Origin of the sequence: Methylobacterium sp. GXF4 (genome assembly GCF_000272495.1) — a bacterium.
GTDB lineage: Bacteria > Pseudomonadota > Alphaproteobacteria > Rhizobiales > Beijerinckiaceae > Methylobacterium > Methylobacterium brachiatum.
In genome coordinates this window covers 41481-66925 of record NZ_AKFK01000058.1, presented here as the reverse complement: position 1 = coordinate 66925, position 25445 = coordinate 41481, and the positions used below count along the sequence as shown (strand labels likewise).

Genomic DNA, 25445 nt, shown 5'->3' with positions numbered 1-25445 from the left:
ATGACGGTGCGGCACGGAAACGGCCCCCGGGATGGGATGCCGTTACCGCTCGCCCTGCGGCACCGCCGGCACGCCGTCCGCGAAGGGGCCGCCGCCGGCGCTGAACAGCTTGCGCAGGAAGCCGGGGGCGATCGCCGAGAGCGGGTTCACGCTCACGTCCGGGGAGGAGAGCTTGCCGGAGACGCGGAAATTGACCGCGAACAGGCCCTCATTGTGCCCGCCGCCCAGCAGCGGCCCGAGCAGCGGCAGCTGCGAGGCGACGTTGTTGAGCCCGTAGAGCGGCACGAAGGTGCCGTTCATGTCGGTGCGCTCCCGGCCGGTATCGAGCCAGCCCGACAGGGTGAAGCCCATCGCGGCGTTGGAGATCGCCGCGTCGCTGAATTCGACCCGGCTGCCGCTGCGCACGAAATTCGCCCGCATCCGGTCGAAGGTCACGTCGCCGGCCGCCCGGCCCGGGGCGATGCGGCGGCCGCGGGCCGATTCCGCCTCGGCCGGCTCCGGCCCCTGCGCCATGATGCTCGACAGGGCCGGCTCGTTGCGGAGCGAGAAGTCGCGGATCTGGACCACGCCGGATTGCGGGCCGTCATTGAGGCCGATCCCGGCGGTCAGGCGGCCGCCATACATCCGCCGGTAGACGTCGACGAAGCGCAGCGTCGCGCCGGCATCGGACGATTCCACGGCGAGCATCGGCACGCCGCGCTCGCCCCTTGTGACCGTGGCGGCGAACGGCGCCGCGCGGAAGCGCCCGGTGATGTTGGCCGCCCGCAGGGTCCGGCCGTGCAGCGACAGCCGCAGGTTGGCGTTGGTCAGGGCCTCGTCGTTGAAGCCCGCCACGATCGGCACCTGGATGTCGGCATCGATATCCTTCGGGTTGGGATCCTTGGTCTCCTTGCCGCCCTTGGCGTCCGGGCCGCCCAGCGACTTGAGGAACGGCCGGGCATCGACCACGGCGCCGCGCACCACGACCTTGTAGCCGCTGCCGGTGCGGTCGAGGCTCACCCGCATGTCGTCGCCCGGCGACAGCTTGACGCTCGTCAGGTCGGCGCGCTCGAGGCCGCCCTCGGGGCTGATCGTGAGGCTGCCGCGGGCGGCGGCCGGGGCGGCGTCGAGGGCGAAGTCGCGCAGCTCGTAGGTCTGGCCGCCATCCACCAGCGTGAAGCTGACGCGGCCCGGCTTGCCCGCCAGCTTGGTCAGCCCGGGCACCAGCCCGTCGATGCCGGCCTTGGCGAGATCCGCCTCGACCCGGATCGGCGGCTTGCCGGAGCCCGGCCGGCCGATCGGCACGACGGCGCGGATTGGGATCGTTCCCGAGAGCTGCGGCGCGGTCGGCAGGCCCTTCTTGCCGCGCAAGGCATCGTCGAGGGCGAGGTTGACCACCGCCTCGCCGGGCTGGCCGACCTTGGGCTGGCGCAGATCCACCGAGATCGGCGCGCCCGCGACCCGGCCGTCGCCCTTCAGCGTGAAGGCGCCGCGGTCGTACAGCAGGGAGAACTTGCCGGATTCCAGGCGGTCCTTGCCCATCACCTTGTCGACCGAGAGGTCGGAGAGCGTTCCCGACAGGGTCACGGGCAGGTTCGGCAGGTCGGGCACGTGCTTGAGGTCGAGGGGGAAATCGACCCGCAGGTCGGCGTTGCCCTTGATGGTGGCCGGGTCGAGATCGACGCTCATCAGGCTCTTGAACAGCTTCGCCTGGAGCACGGAGGCCATGCCGTCCGCGCCGCCGGAGAGCCGCATGCCGATCTGCGCCACCACCCGGTCCGGCGTGATCTGCGGGATCACGAAGCTGCCGTCCGAGATCGCCAGCCCGCGCCCGTCCGGGCCGCGGACCTCGGCGGTCACGTTGCGCACGGTGGTCGAGCGCCCGGTGATGGTCCCGGAGACGTTGCCCTTGACCACCGGCGGCGCGTCCGCGGTGACGTCCAGCGCCGCGTCCGAGACCCGGAAATCGATATGCACCGCGTCGTCGGGGGCGGGCTCGCCCTTGGTCGCGGCAGCCAGCACCGTCCCGGACATCTTCACGCGGATGTCGACGGAATCGATCCGGCCCCGGCGCAGCTGGTCCACCAGGTAGGTGCGGGCCGGCGGCGCGATATGCTCCGGCCACAGGCGCAGCCCGGTCCGGACCTCGCCGTCATGGCCGAGGATGCGCAGGGTCAGGCCGCCCTCGTCGGCGGTCGTGCCGATCGTGCCGGTGATCACCCCCTGCACGCCCGGCGCCGAGACGTTGAGCGCGTCGATGGCGATGCCGCCGTCGCGGCCGGTGAGCTGCGCGTCCAGCGCGTCGATCTTCACCGGCGCGTCCTGCGCGGTCGCCCCCCGCAGGGTCGCGTCGCGGCCCGACAGCGTCGCGGTCCAGGCGGTGGCGGCGTCCGGCGGGCTTCCCGTCCAGGCCCCGGTCAGGTGCACCGCGTTGCCGGCGCCCCGGTAATCCAGCCCGGTGAGCGACATGACCCGGCCGGCCTCGTCCCAGTTCAGGGTGGCGTCCAGGCTCTCGACCGTGACCGGGTTGAAGTCCTTCTCCTCGATCAGGAAGGTGCCGTCGCCGGTATGGACCTTGGCGCTCATGGTCTTGATGCGCCCGCCCGCCAGGCTCACGTCGGCCCGGGCCGAGAGCTTGAGGTCGGTGGTCAGTGGCAGGCCCGACTGGCCCGAGAGCAGCAGCAGGTCGGGCACCGGCAAATCGTCCAGGGTGATCACGCCCGAGCGCGCGTGTTCCGTGTCCTCCTGCCCCGCGCCGCCCTCCCGCAGGGAGCCGCCGAAGCGCCACTCGCCGTGCGGTCCGTCGAGCCGCAACTCGAAGTTGCGTGTTCCGTTCACCGGATCGCGCCCGAACAACCCGTTGACCCGGGCGAACACCGCCCGCTCGCGGCCGTCATCGTCGATCAGCCGCAGGCGCGCATCGGTGAGGCGGGCGCGGTCGAGGGCGCCGACGATGCCGCTGGAATCGAGCACCACGCCGAAGATCGACGCCACGGTCGCCGAGAGCGGCGAGACCTTGCCCCGGGCGTCGTCCACGCTCGGCAGGGTGTGCGGCTCGATATCGACCGGGTGGTTGGCCTCGGAGGCCGCGAACGCGATCGAGCCGTCGCGGTGGACGAGGGCGGTGGTCTGGGTCTCGCGGAACTCGATCGAGCGCGGCTGCAGGTTGAGATGCAGGAGCCCCCAGGGATCGAGGCTGACCAGGGCGAGCGGCGCCCGCACCACCAGGTCGCCCTGCGGGTTGCGGATGTCGAGGCCGGAGAAGCGCAGGCTCAGGGCGTTCTCGCGGTCGAGCTCGAGGCTGCTGCCGCGGATCGCGATGCTCCAGCCCGGCCCGATCCGCTCGGCCACGGCGGCCGCGACCCGGCGCGACAGGGCGTCGATCTGCAGCGGGCCGTTCGACAGGCGCAGCACCGCCAGCCCGATCCCGCCGCCGACGAGCAGCACCAGGGTCAGCGCGCCGACGAGGCAGAACCCGCCCCAGCGTCGTGCCCTCCCCCGAGGCTTGCCTGCCAAGGTCGTCTCGTCCGCCATCGGGACCCTTGTTCCGGGTGCTTCGCGCGCGGAACTCCGCGGCCGGTGGATCGAAGTGCGGCCGCGCTTTACAGCGGGCCTGACTCCGAGTTCTGGTCGGGCGGCGCGGCGCAACCTCATGGAGCTGCCGCGCACGGCGGGACTGCACACCATCAATCGGCCGAAAGGAAGGCACGATGCCATTGTCAGAGGGCGATCCGGCCCCCGATTTCGACCTCCCCGCCTCGGGCGGAGGACGGGTCGCGCTGTCCGCGCTCAAAGGTCACAAGATCGTGCTCTACTTCTACCCGAAGGACGACACGAGCGGCTGCACCCTGGAGGCGCAGGACTTCAACGGATTGCTGCCGGCCTTCGCGGAGGCCGACGCGACAGTGATCGGCCTGTCGCCGGATCCGGTGAAGAGCCACGACAAGTTCTGCGGCAAGTACGGCCTCGCCTTCCCGCTCGCCTCCGACGAGGACAAGGGCGTGCTGGAGGCCTACGGGGTCTGGGTCGAGAAGAGCATGTACGGGCGCAAGTACATGGGCGTGGAGCGCACCACCGTGCTGGTCGATCGCGCGGGGCGCATCGCGAAGATCTGGCCGAAGGTGAAGGTGCCCGGGCACGCCGAGGCTGTGCTGGAGGCCGCCCGGGCGCTGCCCTGACCAGGCGCGGCGCGACGGATCCTTAACCCTAAGCGGGTCTGAATGGCGGCTCCCACGGGGCCGTCTTGATGCATCGCCCGCCGCTTCCGAAAATCCTAATTGCCGGCTTCGCCCTCGCCCTGATCTGGGCGCTCGGCGCCTCCTACCTGATCGTGTTCCACGACGACGTGCTGGCCGGGTTCGTCGCCCGCCAGGGGGCGATGCGGGACGCCTACGAGGCCCGTCTCGCCGAGCTGCAGGACCGGCTCGACCGGGCAGGCCGCGACCGGGCCGGGGCCGAGACGAGCTTGGCCGAGCGGGTCGCGGCGGCGCTGGAGCGCCAGGCCGAGCTGGAGCGGCGTCAGGCAGCCCTGGCCGCCCTCGGCGCTCAGGTCTCCGATCCGCTCACCACCGGCGCGCTGCCGCGTCCGGAGGCGGACCCGGACGGGTTCAGCCTGCGCCCGGCCGAGGCGGGCACCCGGCCGCGCTTGCCCGCCCTCCCCCGCCGCAGCGCCATCGATGCCGAGACCGGTCTGATCCGGCTGGAGGCCCGCCTCGACGGCCTGCGGGCCGCGCAGGGCGAGCGCCTCGCCCGGGTGGTCGAGCGGGCCGGCGACACCGTCCGGCGCCTGCGCGGGCTGATCGGCCGCACCGGCCTCGACCCCGACCGCCTCGACCGTGCGGCGGCCGGCGGAACCGGCGGCCCGCTGGTTCCCCTCGGTCCCGACATGCTGGACGGGGCCGGCGTCGCGAACAGCTTCGCGAGCAACTTGGACCTGGCCCGTCGGACGCTCGGTGACGGCGAGCGCCTGCACCAGCTCGTCGCCACTCTGCCGCTCGGGCGGCCGACCCGCGGCGAACCGGTCGTGTCGAGCCCGTTCGGGACCCGGCTCGACCCGTTCACCCGGTGGCTGGCGCTCCATACCGGCCTCGACCTCAAGGCCGAGTCCGGCGAGCCCGCCCGCGCTACCGCCCCCGGCCGGGTGAGCGCCGCGGATTATGCCGGCGGCTACGGCAACATGGTCGAGGTCGACCACGGCCACGGCGTCGTCACCCGATTCGGCCACCTCGCCCGCATCCTCGTCCGGCCCGGCCAGCGCGTCGGCGCGGGGGACGTGGTCGGCCTCGTCGGCTCGACCGGACGCTCAACCGGGGCGCACCTGCATTACGAGACCCGGATCGACGGCGAGCCGGTCGACCCGCAGCGCTTCCTCGAGGCCGGCGGCGATCTCGCGGCGGTGCTCGCAACCGACTGAGCCGTCGCCGGAATCAGAGACTCATGGTATCGTGGCGCCTCCGATCGGAGGCCGCCATGGCATGGGCTGGGAGGCGCGACGCCCGCATGAGCGTCGCCGAATACCGGCGCTGGGTCGAGCCGCGTCCGGACGAGGAGCGCTGGGAATTGCTCGACGGCGAGCCGGTGCTGATGGCACCGCCCAGTGCTCGGCACCAGCGCATCGTCCTCAACATCGCGCAGCATCTCGATGCGTTGGCAAAAGAGCGCGGCTGCGGCGCCTATCCGGGCCTCGCCATCCTCAGCGACGCGATGGACGATTACGCGCCCTACCCGGATGTGGTGGTCCATTGCGGGTCGATGCCGCCCGGCGGCTACGTCGACGACCCGCTGCTGATCGTCGAGGTGCTCTCGCCCGGCACCATGACCAACGACCGGGGCCGCAAGCTCGCCTTCTACGCCACCGTCCCGAGCCTTCAGACCCTGCTGATCGTCTATCAGGACGAGGCCCGGATCGAGGTCTGGCGCCGGGATGCCGGGTGGACGATGCGGGTTGCCGGGCCGGGCGAGGCTATCGCCCTGCCGGAACTCGGCGGTGTCCTGCCGGTGGGCGAGGCCTACGCCCGCGTGGCCTTCTGAACCGGCGCTGTTGCGGGCGCCGTCGCGGGTGCTACCATCGCGCCCGGATCGGAGGGCGGCGATGGCGTTGGCCGCGAAGCGCGACACGCGCATGGGATTTGCCGCGTTCAGGCGCTGGGCGGAGGATCGCCCGGACGAGGAGCGCTGGGAGTTGCTCGACGGCGAGCCCGTGCTCATGTCGCCGCCGCGCGAGCGCCATCAGCGCATCGTCATGAACCTGGCCGGGCGCCTGGATGCCCTCGCCGAGCCGCGGGGCTGCCGCGCCATGCCGGGCCTGGGGATCGTCAGCGCCGAGCAGGACGATTTCGTGCCGATCCCCGACGTGGTGGTGCGCTGCGGACCGCCGCTGCCGGACGGCTACGCGGAGGATCCGCTGCTGGTGGCCGAAGTGCTGTCGCCGTCCACGATGAGCTTGGACCGGGGCCGCAAGATCGACTTCTACCGCACGGTCCCGAGCCTCAGGGTCCTGCTGATCGTCTATTCCGACGAGCTGCGGGTCGAGGTCTGGCGCCGGGGGCCCTCCGACTGGACCGTGCAGGCGCTGGGCCCCGGCGGCAGCGTCGCGCTGCCGGAACTCGACGGCACCGTGCCGGTATCCGACATCTACCGCGGCCTCGCCGACTGAGCCCCGCACCCGATCGCAACGCGCCGGTCTCACCGGCCCAGCAGAGCTTCAAGGCAACCGACTTGCCCCATTTCGAAGATTTCTACGCGGCCAAGCTGCGCGGCGCCCTCGGCGTGACGGACGCGGAATCGGTGCTCGACCTGCGCGGCGCCAACCGGGCGACCGCGGAGGCGTCCCTCAAGGACATGCTGGAGCGCAGCCGCTTCGCCAAGGGCAAGACCGTGGCGATCCGCCTGGACCCGCCCCCGGAAGGCGGCGGCGAGACCCTGTTCCAGCCGGCGGGCCGCCTGCTCCTCGACGCGAAGCGCCGCGGCCTGATCGAGCGCCTGCACACCCTGCCGGCCCAGGACGGGCTCGGCTTCTACGTCGCCCTGGCCGGTCGCTCGGAGCGGACGCCGATGTGATCCGGGCGATCGGTATCGAGCTGGCAACGGATCGGGTCCGGGCATCCGGGCGTTGACCGGTCCCGCATCATCGGATCCCGCCCGTGCCGAACCTGATCCCCTGCCCCGACCGGTGCCGCGCATGACGCCCGTTCCGGGCGGCCGCAACACGATCGAGCGCATCGCCCGTTTCGGCTACGGCGCCCGCGGGATCGTCTACGTCGTGGTCGGCGCCCTGGCCCTGCTCGCGGCGATCGGCCAGGGCGGCCGGGCGGGCGACAGCAAGGATGCTCTGCGCGCCGTCCTGAACGGGCCGTTCGGCGTGGTCCTGGTCGGGCTGATCGCCCTGGGGCTCGCCGGCTTCGCGCTCTGGCGCCTGGTCGAGGGCGTGACCGATGCCGACCGCCGGGGCACGTCCGCCAAAGGGCTGGCGGTGCGCGGCGCGCATCTCATCAGCGCCGTGATCTATCTCGGCCTGGCCGTCAGCGCGGCCTCGCTCAGCCTCGGCCTCGGGATGAGCGGCGGCGACGGCGTGCATGACGGCACCGCCTGGCTCCTGGCCAAGCCCTTCGGCCGCTGGCTCGTGGCGCTCGTCGGCCTCGGCGTGATCGGCGGCGGCTTCGGGTTCCTCGGCAAGGCGTGGCGGGGCGACGTCACCGACCGGCTCGCCCTCGATGCCCAGGCCCGCGACCGCTGGGCCGGGCCGGTCGGGCGCTTCGGCTACGCGGCCCGGGGCATCGCCTTCCTGATCATCGGCGGCTTCCTAGTGGCGGCGGCCTGGCATCAGCGCTCGTCGGACGCGAAGGGCCTGGCCGAGGCCTTCGCGCTGCTGCGCGCCCAGCCCTATGGCTGGATCCTGCTCGCGCTGGTCGCGGCCGGCCACGCCGCCTTCGGGGCGTTCGGGCTGATCCAGGCCCGCTACCGGCACATCGACGCGCCCGACATCGACCGGGTGGACGATGCGGCCGGGGCGGCCGTCCGGGCGCTGCGGTGAAAGATAAGTCTTTGTAAATCGTCGCCCGTGCCCCATGTAGAGTTCACCCTCCGCGCAATCCCGTGCCCTGGGCGACGATGCGGAGACGATAATGGCGAGGACTCTGATTACGGGTAAGGCGCAGACCGTAACGACGGAAGACTTCAACGAGCGCGTCCGCGTCCTGCTCGTCGACAAGATTTACCCGCTGAAGGGCCGGACCTACCAGAAGAATTTCAAGACCGGCTTCTCCGGCGCGATCGTCAAGTAGGGTACGCCACCGGCCGGGTGCCCCCGGGGCGTCCGGCCCCGCGTTGACAGGGCGGATGCCGCGGCGGATACCGCGCGGCACCCCATCCGGCCCCCGATGCAGCAGCGCTTCTACAAGATCGCGGTGATGGTGGCCCACGACCTCGCGGCGACCGCCGCCGCCGTGGTGCTCACCTTCCTGTTCCGCTTCCAGGGCGGCATGCTGGACGAGCGCCTGCACGCCCTGCCGCTGCTGCTGCCGCCGTTCCTGCTCTTCGCCGGCCTCGTCTATGCCCGGTTCCGGCTGTACCGGACCAAGTGGCGCTTCGCCTCGCTGCAGGATCTCGCCGGGATCGTCCGGGCGTCGAGCGTCCTGGCGCTTGCCCTGCTGGTGACCGACTGGGTCCTGGTCTCGGCCGACCTCTACGGCTTCTACTTCTTCGGCAAGATCGCGATTTTTTTGTACTGGGTCCTGCAGATCTTTCTGCTCGGGGGCGCGCGCCTCGCGTTCCGGTACCTGAAGGACACCCGCTCCCGGCAATCGAGCGCCCGGGCCGCCACCGTGCCGACACTACTGCTCGGGCGCGGCGGCGATATCGACGTGCTGATCCGCGCCATCGAGACCGGCTCGGTCAGGAAGCTGGCGCCCCGCGGGATCCTGTCGCCCCGGGCGGACGAGACCGGGCAATTCATGCGCGGCGTGCCGGTGCTCGGCGGCTTCCGGGACCTCGAACGGGTGGTGGCGGAGCTGGCCGCAGGCGGCGAGCCGGTCCGGCGGCTGGTGGCCGCCCCGAGCGCCCTGGTGCCGGAGGCCGCCCCCGACGACCTCATCGCCCGCGCCCGGCGGCTCGGCCTGCCGCTGGCCCGCGTGGTCGGGCTCGGCGAGGGCGCGCAGGGGCCCGAGCTGGCCCCCCTCGAGATCGAGGACCTGCTCCTGCGCCCCACCGTGGCGATCGACCGCCCGCGCCTCGAGGCGTTCCTGGCCGGCCGCCGGGTGGTGGTGACCGGCGGCGGCGGCTCGATCGGCTCGGAGATCTGCCTCCGGGCCGTGGCCTTCGGGGCCGCCGCGGTGCTGGTGCTCGAATCCTCCGAGCCGGCCCTGCACGGCATCCTCAGCCACCCGGCGATCCTGTCCGCGGAGGCGGCGGTGACCGGCGTGCTAGCCGACATCCGCGACCGGGACCGGACCCATCAGGTCATCGCGGCGTTCCGGCCCGATTGCGTGGTCCATGCCGCCGCGCTCAAGCAGGTGCCCTATCTGGAGCGCGACTGGCAGGAGGGCATCAAGACCAACGTCTTCGGCTCGATCAACGTCGCCGAGGCCGCGGTGGCGGCGGGCGCCCGGGCGCTGGTGATGGTCTCCACCGACAAGGCGATCGAGCCGGTCTCGCAGCTCGGCGTCACCAAGCGCTTCGCCGAGATGGTCGCCCAGGCGCTGGACGCCGAGCAATCGGCCAGGCCGGACCATCCGACCCGGCTGATCGCGGTGCGTTTCGGCAACGTGCTCGGCTCGGTCGGCTCGGTGGTGCCGGTGTTCAAGGCGCAGATCGCCCGGGGCGGCCCGGTCACCGTCACGCATCCCGACATGGTGCGCTACTTCATGACCGTCCGCGAGGCCTGCGACCTCGTGCTGACCGCGGCCTCCCACGCCGACGGCGAGGGCCGCACCGCCCCGGAGGCGGAGCGCGCCGCGGTCTACGTGCTCAAGATGGGCCAGCCGGTGCGGATCGCCGAGCTCGCCGAGCGGATGATCCGGCTGGCCGGGTTCGAGCCGGGGGCGGAGATCGAGATCGCCTATACCGGCGCCCGGCCCGGCGAGCGGCTCAACGAGATCCTGTTCGCCCGGGAGGAACCCCGGGTCACCCTGCCGGGCATCGACGGCGTGATGGCGGCCCGCCCGGTCTTCGCCGACCGCGCCCGGCTCGACGCCTGGGTGGCCGAGCTGCGCGCGGCCGTCGCGGCGGGCGACCGGGCGGCCGCGGAGGCCGTGTTCGAGGCGGCGGTGCCGCATTTCCGCGAGCGCCACGCGCAACGGCCGGCGGGGCGGGAGCCGGCCTCCGCCGCCGGGGCGGCGATCGCGGACGCGTCGATGGCCGGTGCGCCGCGCGCCGCGATCGGTTGATCGGGCCGGCGGCTTCGAGATGGCAGACGGTCCTAGTGGCCCCTCGCAGGGTCAGCGTCCCGCCTCCGTCAGCACCTGCGGTAGCTCGGCGATCATCGCTGCACGCGCACGGATCCCAGCCGGCTCGGTCTCGCGCCGGTCGTCTTGGATGAGGCGCGCGAAGGCCATCGTCTGGGGACCGCGGCGTGCCCAGCCGACGAACCATCCATAGCCATGCGCTTCGTCGAGGGAGCCGTCCGGGTTGCGCGGGAAGCCGGTGCCGGTTTTGCCGTGGATCGCCCAGCCATCCGAGGGGGCCTCGATCCGCGTCAGGGTCTCGGTCATCGCCAGAGCCACCTCCGAGACGGGCAAGTCATGCCGGGCGAGCCGGCTCAGGAAAGCGACCTGCTCCAGCGGACTGATCGCCAGGGATGAGCTCAGCCACGCTCGCGTTAGACCATCCGCTTGGCCGGTATCGCCCGACACGTCCGCATTGCCGTACCCGAACCGGGTCACGTAGGCCCGGAACCGATCCGCTCCGAGGGCACGCGTGATCCGCTGTGAGTACCAGACTACCGAATCGCGGATCCAGCTTTCGGGATCGACGGTCTTTCGCCAAGCCGGATTCCAGGCGACGTCGCCCTCGCGGAACGGGAGGGCGGGGGTGTTTACGTCCGTAAGCAATCCAGCATCGAAGCCCATCAGGCTGACAGCGATCTTGAAGGTCGAGGCCGGCGTGACCCGCCGGTCGCAATCGCCGTGCTGGAGCAGGATGCGACCGTCCGTGGCGTTGGCAATCGCGGTGCACACAACCTCGCTCGCATGCGCTCGGGCGGCGAACACGGCGAAGCCGAGCAAGAGGATTCCAGATATCCGCATGACGACTGCGACCATCATCGAGACGTTATACTTTGGCTCAAGTTTGAGGGCGTCGGCGCAGCGCTCAGCCGCCCTCCCGTGCCAGCCGGGCCAGCCCGTCCCGCGTCGGCGCGGCCGGGCGCCATCCGAGCGCCGCGAGGCCGTCGGCGCGGGCCTCCAGGCCCTCGGCCACCCGGGCGAACAGCGCCTCCCGGCCGGTCAGCCGGCAGGCCAGCCCGAGGAGGCCGGCCGGCACCGGGACGAGCCCGGGTTGGCGGCCGAGGCCGGCGCGCAGCGCCGTGAGCATCTCGGCCAGGCCGAGTGGGTCCGGGTCGGCAGCGATCAGGGCGGATCGGATCGGGTCCGGCGCCCGCAGCACCGCGTCCACGGCCCCCGACAGGCTCTCCAGGGAGATCAGCGAGCGCCGCGCCGCCAGCCCGCCCAGCGGCAGGGGATAGGGGCTGCGGGCGAGCCGCAGCAGCGCGGCCATGTTGCCCTTCACGCCGGCGCCGTAGACCAGGACCGGGCGGAGCGCGACCCAGTCGAGCCCGGTCTCAGCGAGCGCCCGCTCGGCCTCCAGCTTGGAGCGGCCGTAGGCATCGGTGGGCCGGGGCTCGTCGCCCTCCCCGACCACGCCGGGCGCGCTGGCGCCGACCTGCGCGCGGATCGAGGACAGGAACACGAACCGGCGCACCTTCGCCCGGGCGGCGGCCTCGGCGAGCTTGCGCGTCGCCTCGGTGTTGAGGGTGCGGTAATCGTCCTCGGGAGCCCCGGACATGGCATGCGCCAGGCCCGCCGAATGCACCACGGCGTCCACGCCGCTGAGCGCCGCCGCCATGTTGATCGGGCGGGTCAGGTCGCCGACCACCGCGCTCGCGGCCCCCTCCGGCAGGGCGGTCGGCCGGCGCAGCAGCACCCGGACCTTGTAGCCGCGGGCGGTGAGGTCGGCGAGCAGGTGGCGGCCGATGAACCCGGTGGCCCCGGTGAGCGCGATCAATCCGGTCACGGGCTGGAGGCACCTTCGGCATGGGCCGGCGCGGGGGCGCGGGCGAAGCGGCGGAGCAGGGCGGCGACCAGGGCGAGCCCGGCCGCGAGAGCCCCGAGCGTGACCGGCCAGGACGGCCAAAACAAGGTCGCGGCGGCGAGCGCGGCCAGGACGAGGTTGACCGCAAACACCCGCGCCACGACGCCCGAAACGGTCAGGCCGTGATCGGTGGCGCGCTGGTAGTAATGGCCGCGATGCGCCTCCCAGACCCGCTCGCGCCGTGCCGCCCGGGCGGCGAGCGTCAGGCTGGCATCGGCGAGGTAGACCAGCGGCAGCAGCAGGGCGGCAGCGAGCCCCCCCGCCAAGGCGAGCTGGCAGAGCAGCCAGGCGGTGACGAGCCCGATCGGCAGCGAGCCGACATCCCCGAGGAAGAGCCTGGCCACCGGCCGGTTGAACGGCGCGAAGCCGAGCATCGCCCCGAGCAGGCAGGCCGCCACCAGGGCCGGCAGCGCCGGCAGGTATCCCGCAAGCCCGAGGAGCAGCAGCGCCCCGGAGACCGGGACGATCTCGGCCACCGTCATCCAGTCGAGCCCGTCCATGAAGTTCGTCAGGTTGACGAACCAGACCCCCGCCAGCAGCGCGAGCCCGCGCTCGAGCCACAGGGGCGCCCCGGGCAGCAGCCGGCCGTCGAGCTGCCAGACCAGCACGCCGACGACGCCCGCCTGCACGGCGAGCCGCAGCCCGGCCGGCAACGGCCGCAGGTCGTCCACGGCGCCGAGCAAAGCCAGGACCAGGGTGCCGCTCGCGAGCCCGATCCAGTCCGGCCGGCCGCCGATCTCCGGCGCCGCGATCAGGAGGCCGGAGATCGTCACCAGCGCCGTCACCACGGCGATCCCGCCGCCCTGCGGCGTCGGCACCGTGTGGCTCGACCGGGCGTTCGGCCGGGCCAGGGCGTAGCGCTGCAACACCGGCCGCAGGCGCAGGATCAGCCCGGCCGACAGGGCGGCGGCGAGCGGGACGGCGAGGAGGAGAATCGTGTCGCGGACGGACGGCATGGCGCCGTCCTACGCGATCCCGCGCGCGCTCGGGAAGGCGCGCCGCCCGTATCCCGTGGGATGCCCCTCAGTAGACCTGCGCGCCCTCCCGCGCCGGCTCCGGCGGGCTGCCCTGCCGGTCCAGGCTCTTCTCCACCACCTTGGCCAGGCCGATCATGATCGCGTCGATGGCGTAGTCCTTGGGGGTGTAGACCGCGCGCACGCCCATGTTCTTCAGGACCAGCTCGTCCTCGGGGGAGATGATGCCGCCGACCACGACGGGGATGTGGTCGAGCCCGGCCTCGCGCATCTGGGCGCGGACCTCGCGCACCAGCGGCACGTGGCTGCCGGACAGGATCGACAGGCCGACCACGTGGGCGCCGGTCTCCTTGGCCTTGGCGACGATCTCGGCCGGCGTCTGGCGGATGCCGTCATAGGTGACGTCGAAGCCGACATCCCGGGCGCGCAAGGCGATCTGCTCGGCGCCGTTCGAGTGGCCGTCGAGGCCGGGCTTGCCGACCACGAGCCGCGGGGTCTCGCCCAGGCGCTCGCCGAGATCGGCGATCAGCAGCTTGGCCTCCTCGGCCGCCCCGGAGGAGACGGTCTCGACCGTCACCCCGGTGGGCGCCCGGTACTCGCCGAAGACCTGCCGCAGGCGCTCGCCCCACTCGCCGGTGGTGACGCCGGCCTTCGCGGCCGCGATCGAGACCGGCATGATGTTGGCGCCCGAGCGCGCAGCCTGTTCCAGGGCGTCGAGCGCCTGGCCCACCGCCCGGTCGTCACGCTTGCTGCGCCAGTCGCGGATGCGCCCCTGCGCCTCCATCTCCACGGTCTCGGAGACGGAGAAGATCGCCCCCTCCCCGGCGGTGAGCGGCGAGGGCTCGCCCTGCTGCCACTTGTTGACGCCGACGACGATCTGCTCGCCGGCCTCGATCGCCGAGATCCGCTTGGCGTTCGACTCGACCAGGGCGCGCTTAAGGGCGCCGGTCTCCACCGCGGCGACCGCGCCGCCGATGCCGCCGATCCGCTCCAGCTCGGCCCGGGTCTCGGCCTTCAGCGCCTCGACCTTGGCCTCGATGACCGTCGAGCCGTCGAAGATATCGTCGTATTCCAAAAGGTCGGTCTCGAAGGCCAGGATCTGCTGCATCCGCATGGACCATTGCTGGTCCCAGGGCCGCGGCAGGCCGAGCGCCTCGTTCCAGGCCGGCAGCTGCACCGCCCGGGCGCGGGCGCGCTTGGAGAGCGTCACGGCCAGCATCTCGATCAGGATGCGGTGGACGTTGTTCTCCGGCTGCTGCTCCGTCAGGCCGAGCGAGTTGACCTGCACGCCGTAGCGGAAGATCCGCTTCTTCGGGTCGTCGATGCCGTAGCGCTCCTGGGCGATCTCGTCCCAGAGTTCGGCAAACGCCCGCATCTTGCAAATCTCGGTGACGAAGCGCAGCCCAGCATTCACGAAGAACGAGATCCGCCCGAAGACGTCGGAAAAGCTCTTCTCGTCGAATGCGGGGTCGTCGCGCACGGTGTCGAGCACCGCGATGGCGATGGCCAGCGCGTAGGACAGCTCCTGGACCGGCGTCGCCCCCGCCTCCTGCAGGTGGTAGGAGCAGACATTCATCGGGTTCCACTTCGGCACGTTCTTGGTCGTGAACAGGATCACGTCCTTGGTGAGCCGGAGCGAGGGTGCGGGCGGGAACACGTAGGTCCCGCGCGACAGGTATTCCTTGATGATGTCGTTCTGGGTGGTGCCCTGGAGGGCGTCGAGCGGCGCGCCCTGCTCCTCGGCCACCGCCAGGTAGAGCGCCAGCAGCCACGGGGCCGTGGCGTTGATGGTCATCGAGGTGTTCATCTGGGCGAGCGGGATGTCCTGGAACAGGGTCCGCATGTCGCCGAGATGCGCGATCGAGACGCCGACCTTGCCGACCTCCCCGCGCGACAGCTCGTGGTCCGGGTCGTAGCCGGTCTGGGTCGGCAGGTCGAAGGCCACCGACAGGCCGGTCTGGCCCTTGGCGAGGTTGCCCCGGTAGAGCGCGTTCGACTCCGCGGCGTTGGAATGGCCCGCATAGGTGCGGATGATCCAGGGTTTATCGCGGGGCGTCTTGTCGCCCCCGGTCTCCGCGACGCGCGCGCCCATCCTGGCCTCCGTATGGTCTTTTTCACTATCCGCGCTCGGGGCGCAGTCTTGGCCGCACCGTAGCGAAGGCGGCCGGGCGCGTCATCCGCGACAGAAGTGCAACGCGCGCCAGTACTGCTTGGGCGGCCTTTAAAAAACTTGTCCGAGCGGACAGCCGGATTTGAGGGCCGGTCCAGCCCCCCTTCACAGGCCCCCTTCACAAGCCCGCGCGCGAGCCAGAATTTAACGGCTCCAAACGGGAACCGGTGCGTTGGACCGCCGGCGATCGCACCGGTACCGTTTCGCACCCGTGCGGCCGCCAAGTCGGGCGCGACCGGTGTCGCCCCCGATTCCAGATCCGTGACTCACCGCGCTCTCCCGTGCCGGACCGGATGGATCGGCCGGCGGGGAGCGCCTCCAAGGAGCGACAGCGATGGCCGACCAGAGCCCGCGCCTGACCACCGCGTTCGGCAACCCCATCTCCGACAATCAGAATTCGATCACCGCGGGTCCCCGCGGGCCCGTGCTGATGCAGGACTACCACCTCATCGAGAAGATGGCCCATTTCAACCGGGAGCGGATTCCGGAGCGGGTGGTCCACGCCAAGGGCTACGGGGCCTACGGCACGTTCCGGCTGACCAAGTCGCTCAGCGCCTACACCCGCGCCAAGGTGCTGACCGAGGTCGGCAAGGAGATGCCGATGGTCGCCCGGTTCTCCACGGTGGGCGGGGAATCCGGCTCCGCCGACACCGCCCGCGATCCCCGCGGCTTCGCGCTGAAGTTCTACACCGAGGAGGGCAACTGGGACCTCGTCGGCAACAACACGCCGATCTTCTTCGTGCGCGACGCGATCAAGTTCTCCGACTTCATCCGCACCCAGAAGCGCGATCCGCGCACGCACCTGAAGCCGCATTGGCGCCGCTGGGACTTCTGGAGCCTCTCGCCCGAGGCGATCCACCAGGTGATGATCCTGTACAGCGACCGCGGCACGCCGAAATCGGCCCGGTTCATGAACGGATACGGCTCGCACACCTTCTCGCTGTGGAACGAGCGGGGCGAGCGGCACTGGGTGAAGTTCCACTTCCACACGAAGCAGGGCATCCAGAATTTTTCCGCCGAGGAGGCCGATCGGATCGCCGGCACGGATCCGGACTACTCCGCCGCCGACCTGTCCTCGGCGATCGAGCAGGGCGACTTCCCGAAGTGGAAGGTCTCCGTCCAGATCATGCCGGAGCTCGATGCCGACACCTACCGGATCAACCCGTTCGACCTGACCAAGGTCTGGCCGCACGGCGACTACCCGCTGATCGAGATCGGCGAGATGGAGCTGAACCGGAACCCGGAGAACTACTTCGCCGAGATCGAGCAATCGGCCTTCGAGCCGTCCAACGTGGTGCCGGGCATCGGCTTCTCGCCGGACAAGATGCTGCAGAACCGCATCCTGTCGTACTCGGACGCGCACCGGTACCGGCTCGGCGTGAACTACCACCAGATCCCGGTGAACCAGGCCAGGAACGCCAAGGTGCAGACCTACCATCGGGACGGGGCGATGCGGACCGACGGCAACCACGGCGCTCAGGTGGACTACCAGCCGAACTCCTTCGGCGGTCCCGTGGAGGATCCGGCCTTCGCCGAGCCGCCCCTGCGCATCCGGGGCGATGCGGCGCGCTACGGCTGGCCGAACGACGACGAGGACCTCTACGGCCAGCCGCGCCAGCTCTGGTCGAAGGTGCTGAACGACGGCGAGCGCGAGCGGCTCGTCAAGAACATCGTCACCTCGATGGGCGATTCCCCGCGTCACATCCAGGAGCGGATGATCGCCCACTGGTATAAAGTCCACCCGGATTTCGGCCGCGGGGTTGCGGAAGGTCTCGGGATCGACACCCGGCAGGCTGCCGCCGAATAATACTTGGTCTGCCGGAAAGGCGAATTTGAATACGGAGGCGCCGGCCTTGAGCCGGCGCCTTTTTCACATCTGAAACCCTTGGGTTTCGACTTTCGGCCCACTTGGACGCTTCGGATATCGCCGCTATAGCGCGATGAGAACCGCGGCCTTCAAGAACCACGCGGGACGAGAGGAGAGCGAGATGGCGGCGAGCGCTGCGGTCAGTCCGGCAGGCGGCGAGGTCAAGGACCTCTACGAGATGGGCGAGATCCCGCCGCTGGGTCACGTGCCGGCCAAGATGTACGCCTGGGCGATCCGGCGCGAGCGCCACGGGCCCCCGGAGCAGTCCCACCAGCTCGAAGTGCTGCCGGTCTGGGAGATCGGCGACGACGAGGTGCTGGTCTACGTCATGGCCGCGGGCGTCAACTACAACGGCGTCTGGGCCGGCCTCGGCGAGCCGATCTCGCCCTTCGACGTGCATAAGGGCGAATACCATATCGCCGGCTCGGACGCCTCCGGCATCGTCTGGAAGGTCGGCGCCAAGGTGAAGCGCTGGAAGGTCGGCGACGAGGTCATCGTCCACTGCAACCAGGATGACGGCGACGACGAGGAGTGCAACGGCGGCGACCCGATGTTCTCGCCGAGCCAGCGGATCTGGGGCTACGAGACGGGGGACGGCTCCTTCGCGCAGTTCTGCCGGGTGCAGTCCCGCCAGCTGATGCACCGGCCCAAGCACCTCACCTGGGAGGAGGCCGCCTGCTACACGCTGACGTTGGCCACCGCCTACCGCATGCTGTTCGGCCACGCGCCGCACACGGTCCGGCCGGGCCAGAACGTGCTGATCTGGGGCGCCTCCGGCGGGCTCGGCGTGTTCGGCGTGCAGCTCTGCGCGGCTTCGGGTGCCAACGCGATCGCGGTGATCTCGGACGATTCGAAGCGCGACTACGTCATGAGCCTCGGCGCCAAGGGCGTGATCAACCGCAAGGACTTCAACTGCTGGGGGCAGCTTCCCACGGTGAACTCGCCTGAGTTCCACGCCTGGACCAAAGAGGCGCGGAAATTCGGCAAGGCGATCTGGGACATCACCGGCAAGCAGGATGTCGACATCGTCTTCGAGCATCCGGGCGAGGCGACCTTCCCGGTCTCGGCCCTGGTGGTGAAGCGCGGCGGCATGGTGGTGTTCTGCGCCGGCACCACCGGCTTCAACATCACCTTCGACGCCCGCTACGTCTGGATGCGCCAGAAGCGGATCCAGGGCTCGCACTTCGCCCATCTCAAGCAGGCCTCGGCGGCGAACCAGTTCGTGATGGATCGCCGGGTCGACCCGTGCATGAGCGAGGTGTTCCCCTGGGACAAGATCCCCCAGGCCCACACCAAGATGTGGAAGAACCAGCACCCACCGGGCAACATGGCCTGCCTGGTCAACTCCCCCCGCGCCGGCCTGCGCACCGTCGAGGACGTGATCGAGGCCGGCCCGCTCAAGCGCTGACGCGGCCCCCGGCCTCCGCCTGGTGCGGGGGCCGGATCGGCGATCCTGAGGCTGCCCCTTGCCCCCGGCCCGGCCGGGAGCGAGAACGGCCGCGCTTGTTCCAGCATCCGAGCCGGGGCGATGACCGATTCGGCGTGACGGGCGCGGGCAAGCGGGGTGACGGGCGCAGCGCCCGGACCCGGTACCGGGGGTATGGTCTTGGCGGGCGACGACGAATCTTACGTGTACGACGAGGCGACGGGCGAGTGGCTCCCGCCCGGTCAGGCGGCCGCGGCAGCGCCCGGACGGGCGGAGGTGCGCGATTCGGCCGGCAACGTCCTGGCCGACGGCGATTCGGTCACGCTGATCAAGGACCTGAAGGTCAAGGGCGCGAACCAGACCCTGAAGCAGGGCACGGTCATCCGGTCGATCCGGCTCACGGACGATCCCGAAGAGATCGATTGCCGCCACGACACCATCAAGGGCCTCGTCCTGCGCACCGAGTTCGTGCGCAAGCGGTAGGGCTTCAGGGTTTCAAAAGGTCCGGGACCTTTTGCGGGGCCGGGGCAGAGCCCTGGGTCGAGCGAAGCGCGATGCCATCGGGGCTCTCGCCCCGATACCCCGCCAAAGGGCTGAGCCCTGCGGAAAACCCGGTCTTCCTACCGGCGCTTGGTCTCTTCCTGCGGCAGGTGACGCCCGTAGGTCTCCTGCTTCTCGGCGCGTTCCCGGATCAGGTCCGCATAGGCCTGCCGCATCTCGGGCGAGACGCTGACGCTCTTGCCCTTGGTGGGCTTGCGCTTGGGCGCCTTCTTGAAGGTGTTGCTGGTCTCGCTCATGCCGGGCTCCGCGTCGGACCATGGCGGCGGCGCGCGGCCGGCAGGAGGTCCGAGTCGAGTCCCGATTCGGATATCCGGGCCGGCCCGCGAGGCCGGACCCCTGCCCTCTAGCGCATCGCGCGGCCGCGTGCACGGGAGAGCGGCGCCGGGACGAGCAGATTTCCGTGCGCGTTACCGGCCGAGGGCCTTCGATCTGGCGCGCGGCCGAGGCCTCTGCCAAGGTTGCCGCGTTGAGCGTCGGGGACGGCGATGGATTCGCGTCGAGCAGGGCAAGAACCGGATCGTGAGACTGCGCCGCGCGGCCGGCGGACGCATCCGCTCCTGGCGGCGCTGCTGCTGGGGTGCCTGACGGCCCCTGGTCCGGCCCTCGCCCAGGACCGTCCGGCCCCGGCCCGGCCGGCCCAGCCCGCGCCGAGGGCTTCGTCCCCTGCCCGGCCCGCTGCGCCCGATCCGGCCTTCGAGGCGACCAAGGCCGCGTTCGAGGCGCTGCCCGAGGCGGAGCGCAAGGCAATCCAGGACGCGCTGGTCTGGACCGGCGACTTCAACGCCGTGGTCTCGGGGGCGTTCGGCCGCCGGACCTTCGACGCGCTGAGCGCCTACCGGACCCGGACGGGCGGCGCCGATCCCCTCGACCCGCGCGGCCGGGCGGCGCTGCTGGCGGCCGGCGAGTCGGCCAAGGCGGCGGCCCGCTTCCGGATCGCCGCGGATCCCGCCAGCGGCGCGATGATCGGCGTGCCCGAGCGCCTGCTGTCGAAGCGCACCGCCCTGCCATCCGGCACCCGCTGGCAGAGCGCGGACGGGCGCGTGACCCTGGAGACCCGGTCCTTCCCGCCCGGGACCGAGACCCTGGACAGCCTGTTCGACCAGGCCACCGCGCCGCTTCCCAACCGCAAGGTCACCTACAAGCTGCGGCGGCCGGAATCGCTGGTGGTCACCGCCGAGGCCGGGCCCGGCCTGTCCTACATCCGCTACGATGCCGGGCCCCAGGGCGTGCGCGGCTTCCTGATCGGCTACGACCGGGCCCTGGCCGCGGAGGTCGGCCGCCTGGTGATCGCCGTGGCCAACGCCTTCGAGCCGTTCCCGGCGGCCGGCGCGTCGGCGCCCCCGAAGCCCGCCGCGAGCGGATTGTCCGCGGCCGCCGCGGCGCCGCCGCCACGGGCGCCCAGTTCAACCGCCGAGGGAGCCGGAACCGGGCTCGTGGTCGCGCCGGGGCGTGTGCTCACCGCATCCGCGGTGCTGGAGGGCTGCGCCGCGCCCCGCATCGGCCCGTCATCGGCTCGGGTGCTGGCCACCGATCCGGCCGGGCTCGCGCTGCTCGAGGCGTCGGGCATTCCGGCCCCGGCGCGCCTGTCCGTGCGGGTGGATGCCCCCGCGGCCGAGGAGACCCTGATCGCCCTGGCCCCGGGGCCGGACGGGGGATTGGCCGCGCCGGCCAACGCGGTGACGGGCGGCGTGATCGCGCCGCTGCAGCCGGGTGCGGGCGGCGCGCCGGTTCTCGACCGGTCGGGCCATCTCGTCGGGCTCGTCGCCCGCTATCCGACGGCCCCGCGGCGGGTCGCCGGGATCGTTCCACCCGCGCGCCTGGCTCTGGTGCCGGCCCAGGCGGTCGCGGCCTTCCTGGCCGGCCAGGGCATCGCCGAGGCGAAGCCGCGCCCGGATGGCGGGCCCGGCGCTCTGGCCCCCGCGCTTGTCGCGATCGCCTGCCGTTAGGGTACGGCCGTCGCGGACGATCCCGCCGGACCGAATCCGGTCCGGCGGGCCCTGCGTCCGAGAGGGTGTGCGGTGCTTAGAGCCGGCCGGTGACCAGCAGGACGATCAGCACGATCAGCAGGATGCCGCCGAGGCCGAAGCCCGGGCCGCGATAGGCGCCGCCGCCCAGGAAGCCGCCGCCGCCGAAGGCCAGGATGATCAGGATGATGAGGAGAATGGTAACGAGGGACATAGAACGGGCTCTCCGGACGGTCGCGCTGTTGCGAGCGTGACCGTTCAAACGCTGCGACAATCCGTTCCGTTCAACGCAGGGCCACGCTTTTGTGAGGATATTGCCCGGATGAGGCGGTAGTTCTCAGGCGTGCCAATCCGGCAACACATCCGGCGGCGCCTCCAGCCAGCCCGGGACCGGCAGGTTCCGTTCGGTCAGGAAGGCCGGATTGAACAGCTTCGAGGCGTAGCGCGCCGCCCCGTCGCACAGGATCGTCACCACCGTGTGACCGGGCCCGAGCTCCCGGGCCAGCCGGATCGCCCCGGCGACGTTGATGCCGGACGAGCCGCCCAGCGACAGGCCCTCCTCCCGCATCAGCCCGAAGACGAGTTCCAGCGCCTCGCGGTCCGGGATCCGGAAGGCGTGGTCCGGGGTGAAGCCGTCGAGGTTCTGGGTGATGCGGCCCTGGCCGATCCCCTCGGTGATCGAGGAGCCCTCCGCCTTCAGGGTGCCGGTTATGTAGTGGGCGTAGAGGGCCGAGCCCTCCGGGTCGGCGAGCGCGATGCGCACCCCCGGCTTCCGGGCCCGCAAGGCCGCCGCGGTGCCGGCCAGCGTCCCGCCGGTCCCGGCCGCGCAGACGAAGCCGTCGACCCGGCCGCCGGTCTGGTCCCAGATCTCGGGGCCGGTCCCGTCCACATGCGCCTGACGGTTCGCGACGTTGTCGAACTGGTCGGCGAAGAACGCGCCCGTCGGCTCCGTGGCCGCGAGTTTTTCCGCCAGCCGCCGGGCGACGTGGACGTAGTTGTTCGGGTTGGCGAACGGCACCGCCGGCACCTCGACGAGGCGCGCGCCCGCGAGCCGCAGGGTCTGCTTCTTCTCCTCGGACTGGGTGACCGGGATGACGATCAGCGTCCGGTAGCCACGCACCGAGGCCACCAGGGCGAGGCCGATACCGGTATTGCCGGCCGTGCCCTCCACGATGGTCCCGCCCGGCCGGATCAGGCCCTTCGCCTCGGCATCCTGCACGATGGCGAGCGCCGCCCGGTCCTTCACCGACAGGCCGGGATTGAGGAACTCAGCCTTCCCGAAGATCTCGCAGCCGGTCGCCTCGGAGGCCCGGCGCAGGCGGATCAGCGGCGTCTGGCCGATTGCCGAGAGAACGTCGGGATGGGCGGTGCGATTCGGGATCGTCATGCTTAGGAGCCTAGGCGGATGCGCGGTGTCTGACGAGCTTCACCCGAACACATGCCCGCCGTTGATCCGCAGGCCGACCGGATGGCCGGCCGGGTAGCGGACGCCGTCGAAATCCTCCACCGCGAGCACACGGCCCTGGTCGTCGGCCACCTCGATGCGCTGGCGGCCCTGGCTGCGGTAAGAGCTGCGCACGGTGCCGGAGAGATGCGCGGCCTCGGGCTCGGCGAGCTGCAATTGCCACGGCCGAACGTAGAGCTTGACCGGGCCGATGATCCCGGCGGGCGCCGCCACCGGCGTCTCCCGGCCGCGCACCAGCACGCGGCCGCCCTCGGCCAGCGCCTCGACCTCGACGTGGTCGCCGAGGAACTTCATCACGATCGCGGAGGCCGGGTGCTCCTGGACCTCGTCCGGGGTGCCGACCTGCTCAAGGCGGCCGCGGTCGAGCACCGCGACGCGGTCTGACAGCTCCAGGGCCTCGTCCTGGTCGTGGGTGACGAAGATCGTGGTCTGGCCGGTGCGGTCGTGGATCTCGCGCAGCCAGCGGCGCAGGTCCTTGCGCACCTGGGCGTCGAGGGCGCCGAAGGGCTCGTCCAGCAGCAGGACGCGGGGCTCGACGGCGAGCGCCCGGGCGAGCGCCACCCGCTGGCGCTGGCCGCCCGAGAGCTGCGACGGGTAGCGGTCGCCGAAACCCGAGAGCCGGATCAGGTCGAGCAGGTCGCCGACCCGGCGCTTGATCTCGGCCCTGGCCGGGCGCTCGGCGCGCCGCCGCGCGTTCAGCCCGTAGGCGATGTTGTCGGCCACGCTCATGTGCTTGAACAGGGCGTAGTGCTGGAACACGAAGCCCACCGCCCGCTCCTGCACGGCCAGCCCCGTGGCGTCGTCGTCGCCGAACAGGATCCGGCCCCGGTCCGGCGCGTCGAGGCCGGCGATGATCCGCAGCAGGGTCGTCTTGCCCGAGCCCGAGGGGCCGAGCAGCCCGAGCAGCTCCCCCGCCCGCACGTCGATCGACAGGTCGTGCAGCACCGCGGCCGTGTCGAAGGTCTTCGAGATGCCCTCGACCCGGATCGCCGTGGACGGGCGATCAGTGAGCCCGGCCGTGCGCAAGCTCGCCCGCGAAGCGCCATTCGAGGATGGATTTGAGGACGAGGGTGATGAGGGCAAGGACAGCGAGGAGCGTAGCGACGGCGAAGGCGGCGACGAAGTTGTACTCATTGTAGAGGATCTCCACGTGGAGTGGGATGGTGTTGGTCAGGCCGCGGATGTGGCCGGACACCACCGACACCGCCCCGAATTCGCCCATCGCCCGGGCATTGCAGAGGAGCACGCTGTAGAGCAGGCCCCAGCGGATGTTGGGCAGCGTCACCGTGCGGAACGCGTGCAGGCCCGAGGCGCCGAGCGTCAGGGCCGCCTCCTCCTCCGCGGAGCCCTGCTCCTGCATGAGCGGGATCAGCTCGCGGGCCACGAACGGGAAGGTCACGAACACGGTCGCCAGCACGATCCCCGGCAGGGCGAACAGGATCTGGATCCCGTGGTTCAGCAGCCAGCCGCCGAACAGGCCCTGCGAGCCGAACAGCAGCACGTAGATCAGGCCCGAGACCACCGGCGAGACCGAGAAGGGCAGGTCGATCAGGGTGATCAGCAGCGACTTGCCGGTGAACTCGAACTTGGCGATCGCCCAGGACGCCGCCAGGCCGAACACCACGTTGAACGGCACCGCGATCGCCGCCACCGTCAGCGTCAGGCGGATCGCGCTCCAGGCATCCGGCTCCCGGAACGCGGCCAGGAAGGCGTCGAGCCCCTTCGACAGCGCCTGGGTGAACACCGCGATCAGCGGCAGGACCAGGAACAGCGCCAGGAACGCGATCGCAATCCCGATCAGGACGACGCGCGTGCCGGTCCCTTCCGAGGCGACCGGCTCCGTGCGCGCGGCGGGCGCGAAGGTCGGGGAGAAGATCTCAGACATAGCCGAAGCGCCTCCGGCTCCAGGCCTGGATCAGGTTGATGGCGAGGAGCGTCAGGAACGAGATGCCCAGCATGATCGTGGCGATCGCCGCCGCCCCGCCGTAATCGAACTCGGACAGCTTGATCACGATCAGGAGCGGCGCGATCTCCGAGACGTAGGGCAGGTTGCCGGCGATGAAGATGATCGAGCCGTACTCGCCGACCCCGCGGGCGAAGGCCATGGCGAAACCGGTGAGCACCGCCGGGATCAGCGGCGGCAGCACCACCCGGGTCAGGGTCGCGAACCGGGTAGCCCCGAGGGTGGCCGAGGCCTCCTCGATCTCCTTGTCGATCTCGGCGATCAGCGGCTGCACGGTCCGCACCGCGAAGGGCAGCCCGATGAACACCATGGCGATGAAGATCCCCACCGGCGTATAGGCCGCCTGGATGCCCAGCCGGGCGAGCGGCGCGCCGAGCAGCCCGTCGGGGGCGTAGAGCGAGGCCAGCGCGATGCCGGCCACCGCGGTCGGCAGCGCGAAGGGCAGGTCGACCGCCGCGTCCACGAGCTTGCGCCCCGGGAAGCGGTAGCGGGTCAGGACCCAGGCGACCAGGAAGCCGAAGGCCGAGGCCACGAGCGCGGCGAGCGCCGAGACGCCGAAGCTGAGCTTGAGGGCGCTGGCCACGCGCGGATCGGTGGCGACGTCCCAGATCCCCGCGAGGCCGAGGCCGGACGCCTTCACGACGAGCCCGGCCAGCGGCAGCAGCACGATGAGCCCCAGGCAGGTCAGCGTGTAGCCGAAGCTGAGCCCGAAGCCCGGGATCACGCTGGGACGGCGGAAGGTCCGTTTGCGACGCGGCGTCTCGACCATGATT

Annotated in this window: 23 protein-coding genes; 12 read left to right on the top strand and 11 right to left on the bottom strand. The window is 71.5% G+C overall.

Features of this window, described 5'->3' with window-relative positions:
* Positions 1-42 precede the first annotated feature (42 nt).
* Positions 43-3513, bottom strand: a complete 3471-nt coding sequence (locus WYO_RS13460; RefSeq protein WP_007563265.1) for a DUF3971 domain-containing protein — start codon at positions 3511-3513, stop codon at positions 43-45.
* A gap of 176 nt (positions 3514-3689) precedes the next feature.
* On the opposite strand from WYO_RS13460, the gene WYO_RS13455 reads away from it, so the two are divergent.
* The 8 genes from WYO_RS13455 to WYO_RS13425 all read left to right on the top strand — a co-directional run bounded on the left by WYO_RS13455 (position 3690) and on the right by WYO_RS13425 (position 10361).
* On the top strand, positions 3690-4157 hold the full coding sequence (locus WYO_RS13455) for a peroxiredoxin (RefSeq protein WP_007563263.1): 468 nt from the start codon (positions 3690-3692) through the stop codon (positions 4155-4157).
* A gap of 68 nt (positions 4158-4225) precedes the next feature.
* Positions 4226-5392 (top strand): M23 family metallopeptidase, encoded by a 1167-nt coding sequence (locus WYO_RS13450; RefSeq protein WP_007563261.1) that lies wholly within the window; start codon positions 4226-4228, stop codon positions 5390-5392.
* A gap of 56 nt (positions 5393-5448) precedes the next feature.
* Complete coding sequence (locus WYO_RS13445; protein ID WP_007563259.1) at positions 5449-6009, top strand: Uma2 family endonuclease; 561 nt, start codon at positions 5449-5451, stop codon at positions 6007-6009.
* Between the two features lie 61 nt (positions 6010-6070).
* On the top strand, positions 6071-6634 hold the full coding sequence (locus WYO_RS13440) for a Uma2 family endonuclease (RefSeq protein WP_007563256.1): 564 nt from the start codon (positions 6071-6073) through the stop codon (positions 6632-6634).
* Between the two features lie 62 nt (positions 6635-6696).
* A complete protein-coding gene (locus WYO_RS13435; RefSeq protein ID WP_007563255.1) occupies positions 6697-7038 on the top strand; it encodes a hypothetical protein in 342 nt (113 codons plus the stop codon).
* A 121-nt stretch (positions 7039-7159) separates the two neighbouring features.
* Positions 7160-8011, top strand: a complete 852-nt coding sequence (locus tag WYO_RS13430) for a DUF1206 domain-containing protein (RefSeq protein ID WP_007563253.1) — start codon at positions 7160-7162, stop codon at positions 8009-8011.
* Between the two features lie 91 nt (positions 8012-8102).
* Positions 8103-8261: a hypothetical protein gene (locus tag WYO_RS31560; RefSeq protein WP_007563251.1), complete on the top strand. Its 159-nt coding sequence runs from the start codon at positions 8103-8105 to the stop codon at positions 8259-8261.
* A 96-nt stretch (positions 8262-8357) separates the two neighbouring features.
* On the top strand, positions 8358-10361 hold the full coding sequence (locus WYO_RS13425) for an SDR family NAD(P)-dependent oxidoreductase (RefSeq protein WP_007563249.1): 2004 nt from the start codon (positions 8358-8360) through the stop codon (positions 10359-10361).
* Between the two features lie 51 nt (positions 10362-10412).
* Here the strand turns inward: WYO_RS13425 and blaOXA are convergent, their stop codons facing one another.
* The 4 genes from blaOXA to WYO_RS13405 form a co-directional block, all read right to left on the bottom strand.
* Entirely contained in the window at positions 10413-11150 is a 738-nt protein-coding gene (blaOXA, locus tag WYO_RS13420; RefSeq protein ID WP_244424166.1) for a class D beta-lactamase, read from the bottom strand.
* A gap of 133 nt (positions 11151-11283) precedes the next feature.
* Positions 11284-12204, bottom strand: coding sequence for an NAD-dependent epimerase/dehydratase family protein (locus WYO_RS13415; protein ID WP_007563246.1), 921 nt, complete (start codon positions 12202-12204; stop codon positions 11284-11286).
* Positions 12201-13238: a glycosyl transferase gene (locus WYO_RS13410; RefSeq protein ID WP_007563244.1), complete on the bottom strand. Its 1038-nt coding sequence runs from the start codon at positions 13236-13238 to the stop codon at positions 12201-12203. Before WYO_RS13410 ends, WYO_RS13415 begins: the two co-directional genes overlap by 4 nt.
* A 67-nt stretch (positions 13239-13305) precedes the next feature.
* Positions 13306-15348 carry a protein meaA gene (locus tag WYO_RS13405; RefSeq protein ID WP_007563242.1) on the bottom strand — a complete coding sequence of 681 codons (2043 nt, stop codon included), beginning with the start codon at positions 15346-15348 and terminating at the stop codon, positions 13306-13308.
* 412 nt (positions 15349-15760) lie between these two features.
* On the opposite strand from WYO_RS13405, the gene WYO_RS13400 reads away from it, so the two are divergent.
* The 3 genes from WYO_RS13400 (at position 15761) to WYO_RS13390 (ending at position 19202) form a co-directional block, all read left to right on the top strand.
* Positions 15761-17233 (top strand): catalase, encoded by a 1473-nt coding sequence (locus WYO_RS13400; protein WP_007563240.1) that lies wholly within the window; start codon positions 15761-15763, stop codon positions 17231-17233.
* Between the two features lie 181 nt (positions 17234-17414).
* Positions 17415-18701: a crotonyl-CoA carboxylase/reductase gene (ccrA, locus tag WYO_RS13395; RefSeq protein WP_007563238.1), complete on the top strand. Its 1287-nt coding sequence runs from the start codon at positions 17415-17417 to the stop codon at positions 18699-18701.
* 198 nt (positions 18702-18899) lie between these two features.
* Positions 18900-19202 (top strand): alkylphosphonate utilization protein, encoded by a 303-nt coding sequence (locus WYO_RS13390; protein WP_039902922.1) that lies wholly within the window; start codon positions 18900-18902, stop codon positions 19200-19202.
* A gap of 137 nt (positions 19203-19339) precedes the next feature.
* Here WYO_RS13390 and WYO_RS31555 read toward each other — a convergent pair whose 3' ends face one another.
* A complete protein-coding gene (locus WYO_RS31555) occupies positions 19340-19516 on the bottom strand; it encodes a hypothetical protein (RefSeq protein ID WP_007563234.1) in 177 nt (58 codons plus the stop codon).
* 249 nt (positions 19517-19765) lie between these two features.
* Between WYO_RS31555 and WYO_RS13385 the strand changes: the two genes are divergently transcribed.
* Complete coding sequence (locus WYO_RS13385; protein ID WP_007563232.1) at positions 19766-21226, top strand: serine protease; 1461 nt, start codon at positions 19766-19768, stop codon at positions 21224-21226.
* Between the two features lie 76 nt (positions 21227-21302).
* Here the strand turns inward: WYO_RS13385 and WYO_RS30450 are convergent, their stop codons facing one another.
* From WYO_RS30450 to cysT, 5 genes are all read right to left on the bottom strand, one after another.
* Complete coding sequence (locus WYO_RS30450) at positions 21303-21458, bottom strand: hypothetical protein (protein WP_007563230.1); 156 nt, start codon at positions 21456-21458, stop codon at positions 21303-21305.
* Positions 21459-21581: 123 nt separating this feature from the next.
* Positions 21582-22631, bottom strand: a complete 1050-nt coding sequence (locus WYO_RS13380) for a cysteine synthase A (protein ID WP_007563217.1) — start codon at positions 22629-22631, stop codon at positions 21582-21584.
* Positions 22632-22670: 39 nt separating this feature from the next.
* Positions 22671-23696: a sulfate/molybdate ABC transporter ATP-binding protein gene (locus tag WYO_RS13375; protein WP_081496976.1), complete on the bottom strand. Its 1026-nt coding sequence runs from the start codon at positions 23694-23696 to the stop codon at positions 22671-22673.
* Between the two features lie 16 nt (positions 23697-23712).
* Complete coding sequence (gene cysW / locus WYO_RS13370; protein ID WP_007563215.1) at positions 23713-24594, bottom strand: sulfate ABC transporter permease subunit CysW; 882 nt, start codon at positions 24592-24594, stop codon at positions 23713-23715.
* A complete protein-coding gene (gene cysT, locus WYO_RS13365) occupies positions 24587-25441 on the bottom strand; it encodes a sulfate ABC transporter permease subunit CysT (protein WP_007563213.1) in 855 nt (284 codons plus the stop codon). Before cysT ends, cysW begins: the two co-directional genes overlap by 8 nt.
* Between the last annotated feature and the right edge of the window lie 4 nt (positions 25442-25445).

Excerpts from the sequence above, each read along its gene's own strand:
- WYO_RS13460 (WP_007563265.1), bottom strand. The coding sequence starts at position 3,513 with ATGGCGGACGAGACGACCTTGGCAGGCAAGCCTCGGGGGAGGGCACGA.
- WYO_RS13455 (WP_007563263.1), top strand. The coding sequence starts at position 3,690 with ATGCCATTGTCAGAGGGCGATCCGGCCCCCGATTTCGACCTCCCCGCC.
- WYO_RS13450 (WP_007563261.1), top strand. The coding sequence starts at position 4,226 with ATGCATCGCCCGCCGCTTCCGAAAATCCTAATTGCCGGCTTCGCCCTC.
- WYO_RS13445 (WP_007563259.1), top strand. The coding sequence starts at position 5,449 with ATGGCATGGGCTGGGAGGCGCGACGCCCGCATGAGCGTCGCCGAATAC.
- WYO_RS13440 (WP_007563256.1), top strand. The coding sequence starts at position 6,071 with ATGGCGTTGGCCGCGAAGCGCGACACGCGCATGGGATTTGCCGCGTTC.
- WYO_RS13430 (WP_007563253.1), top strand. The coding sequence starts at position 7,160 with ATGACGCCCGTTCCGGGCGGCCGCAACACGATCGAGCGCATCGCCCGT.
- WYO_RS31560 (WP_007563251.1), top strand. The coding sequence starts at position 8,103 with ATGGCGAGGACTCTGATTACGGGTAAGGCGCAGACCGTAACGACGGAA.
- WYO_RS13425 (WP_007563249.1), top strand. The coding sequence starts at position 8,358 with ATGCAGCAGCGCTTCTACAAGATCGCGGTGATGGTGGCCCACGACCTC.
- WYO_RS13410 (WP_007563244.1), bottom strand. The coding sequence starts at position 13,238 with ATGCCGTCCGTCCGCGACACGATTCTCCTCCTCGCCGTCCCGCTCGCC.
- WYO_RS13405 (WP_007563242.1), bottom strand. The coding sequence starts at position 15,348 with ATGGGCGCGCGCGTCGCGGAGACCGGGGGCGACAAGACGCCCCGCGAT.
- WYO_RS13400 (WP_007563240.1), top strand. The coding sequence starts at position 15,761 with ATGGCCGACCAGAGCCCGCGCCTGACCACCGCGTTCGGCAACCCCATC.
- ccrA (WP_007563238.1), top strand. The coding sequence starts at position 17,415 with ATGGCGGCGAGCGCTGCGGTCAGTCCGGCAGGCGGCGAGGTCAAGGAC.
- WYO_RS31555 (WP_007563234.1), bottom strand. The coding sequence starts at position 19,516 with ATGAGCGAGACCAGCAACACCTTCAAGAAGGCGCCCAAGCGCAAGCCC.
- WYO_RS13385 (WP_007563232.1), top strand. The coding sequence starts at position 19,766 with ATGGATTCGCGTCGAGCAGGGCAAGAACCGGATCGTGAGACTGCGCCG.
- WYO_RS30450 (WP_007563230.1), bottom strand. The coding sequence starts at position 21,458 with ATGTCCCTCGTTACCATTCTCCTCATCATCCTGATCATCCTGGCCTTC.
- WYO_RS13380 (WP_007563217.1), bottom strand. The coding sequence starts at position 22,631 with ATGACGATCCCGAATCGCACCGCCCATCCCGACGTTCTCTCGGCAATC.
- cysW (WP_007563215.1), bottom strand. The coding sequence starts at position 24,594 with ATGTCTGAGATCTTCTCCCCGACCTTCGCGCCCGCCGCGCGCACGGAG.
- cysT (WP_007563213.1), bottom strand. The coding sequence starts at position 25,441 with ATGGTCGAGACGCCGCGTCGCAAACGGACCTTCCGCCGTCCCAGCGTG.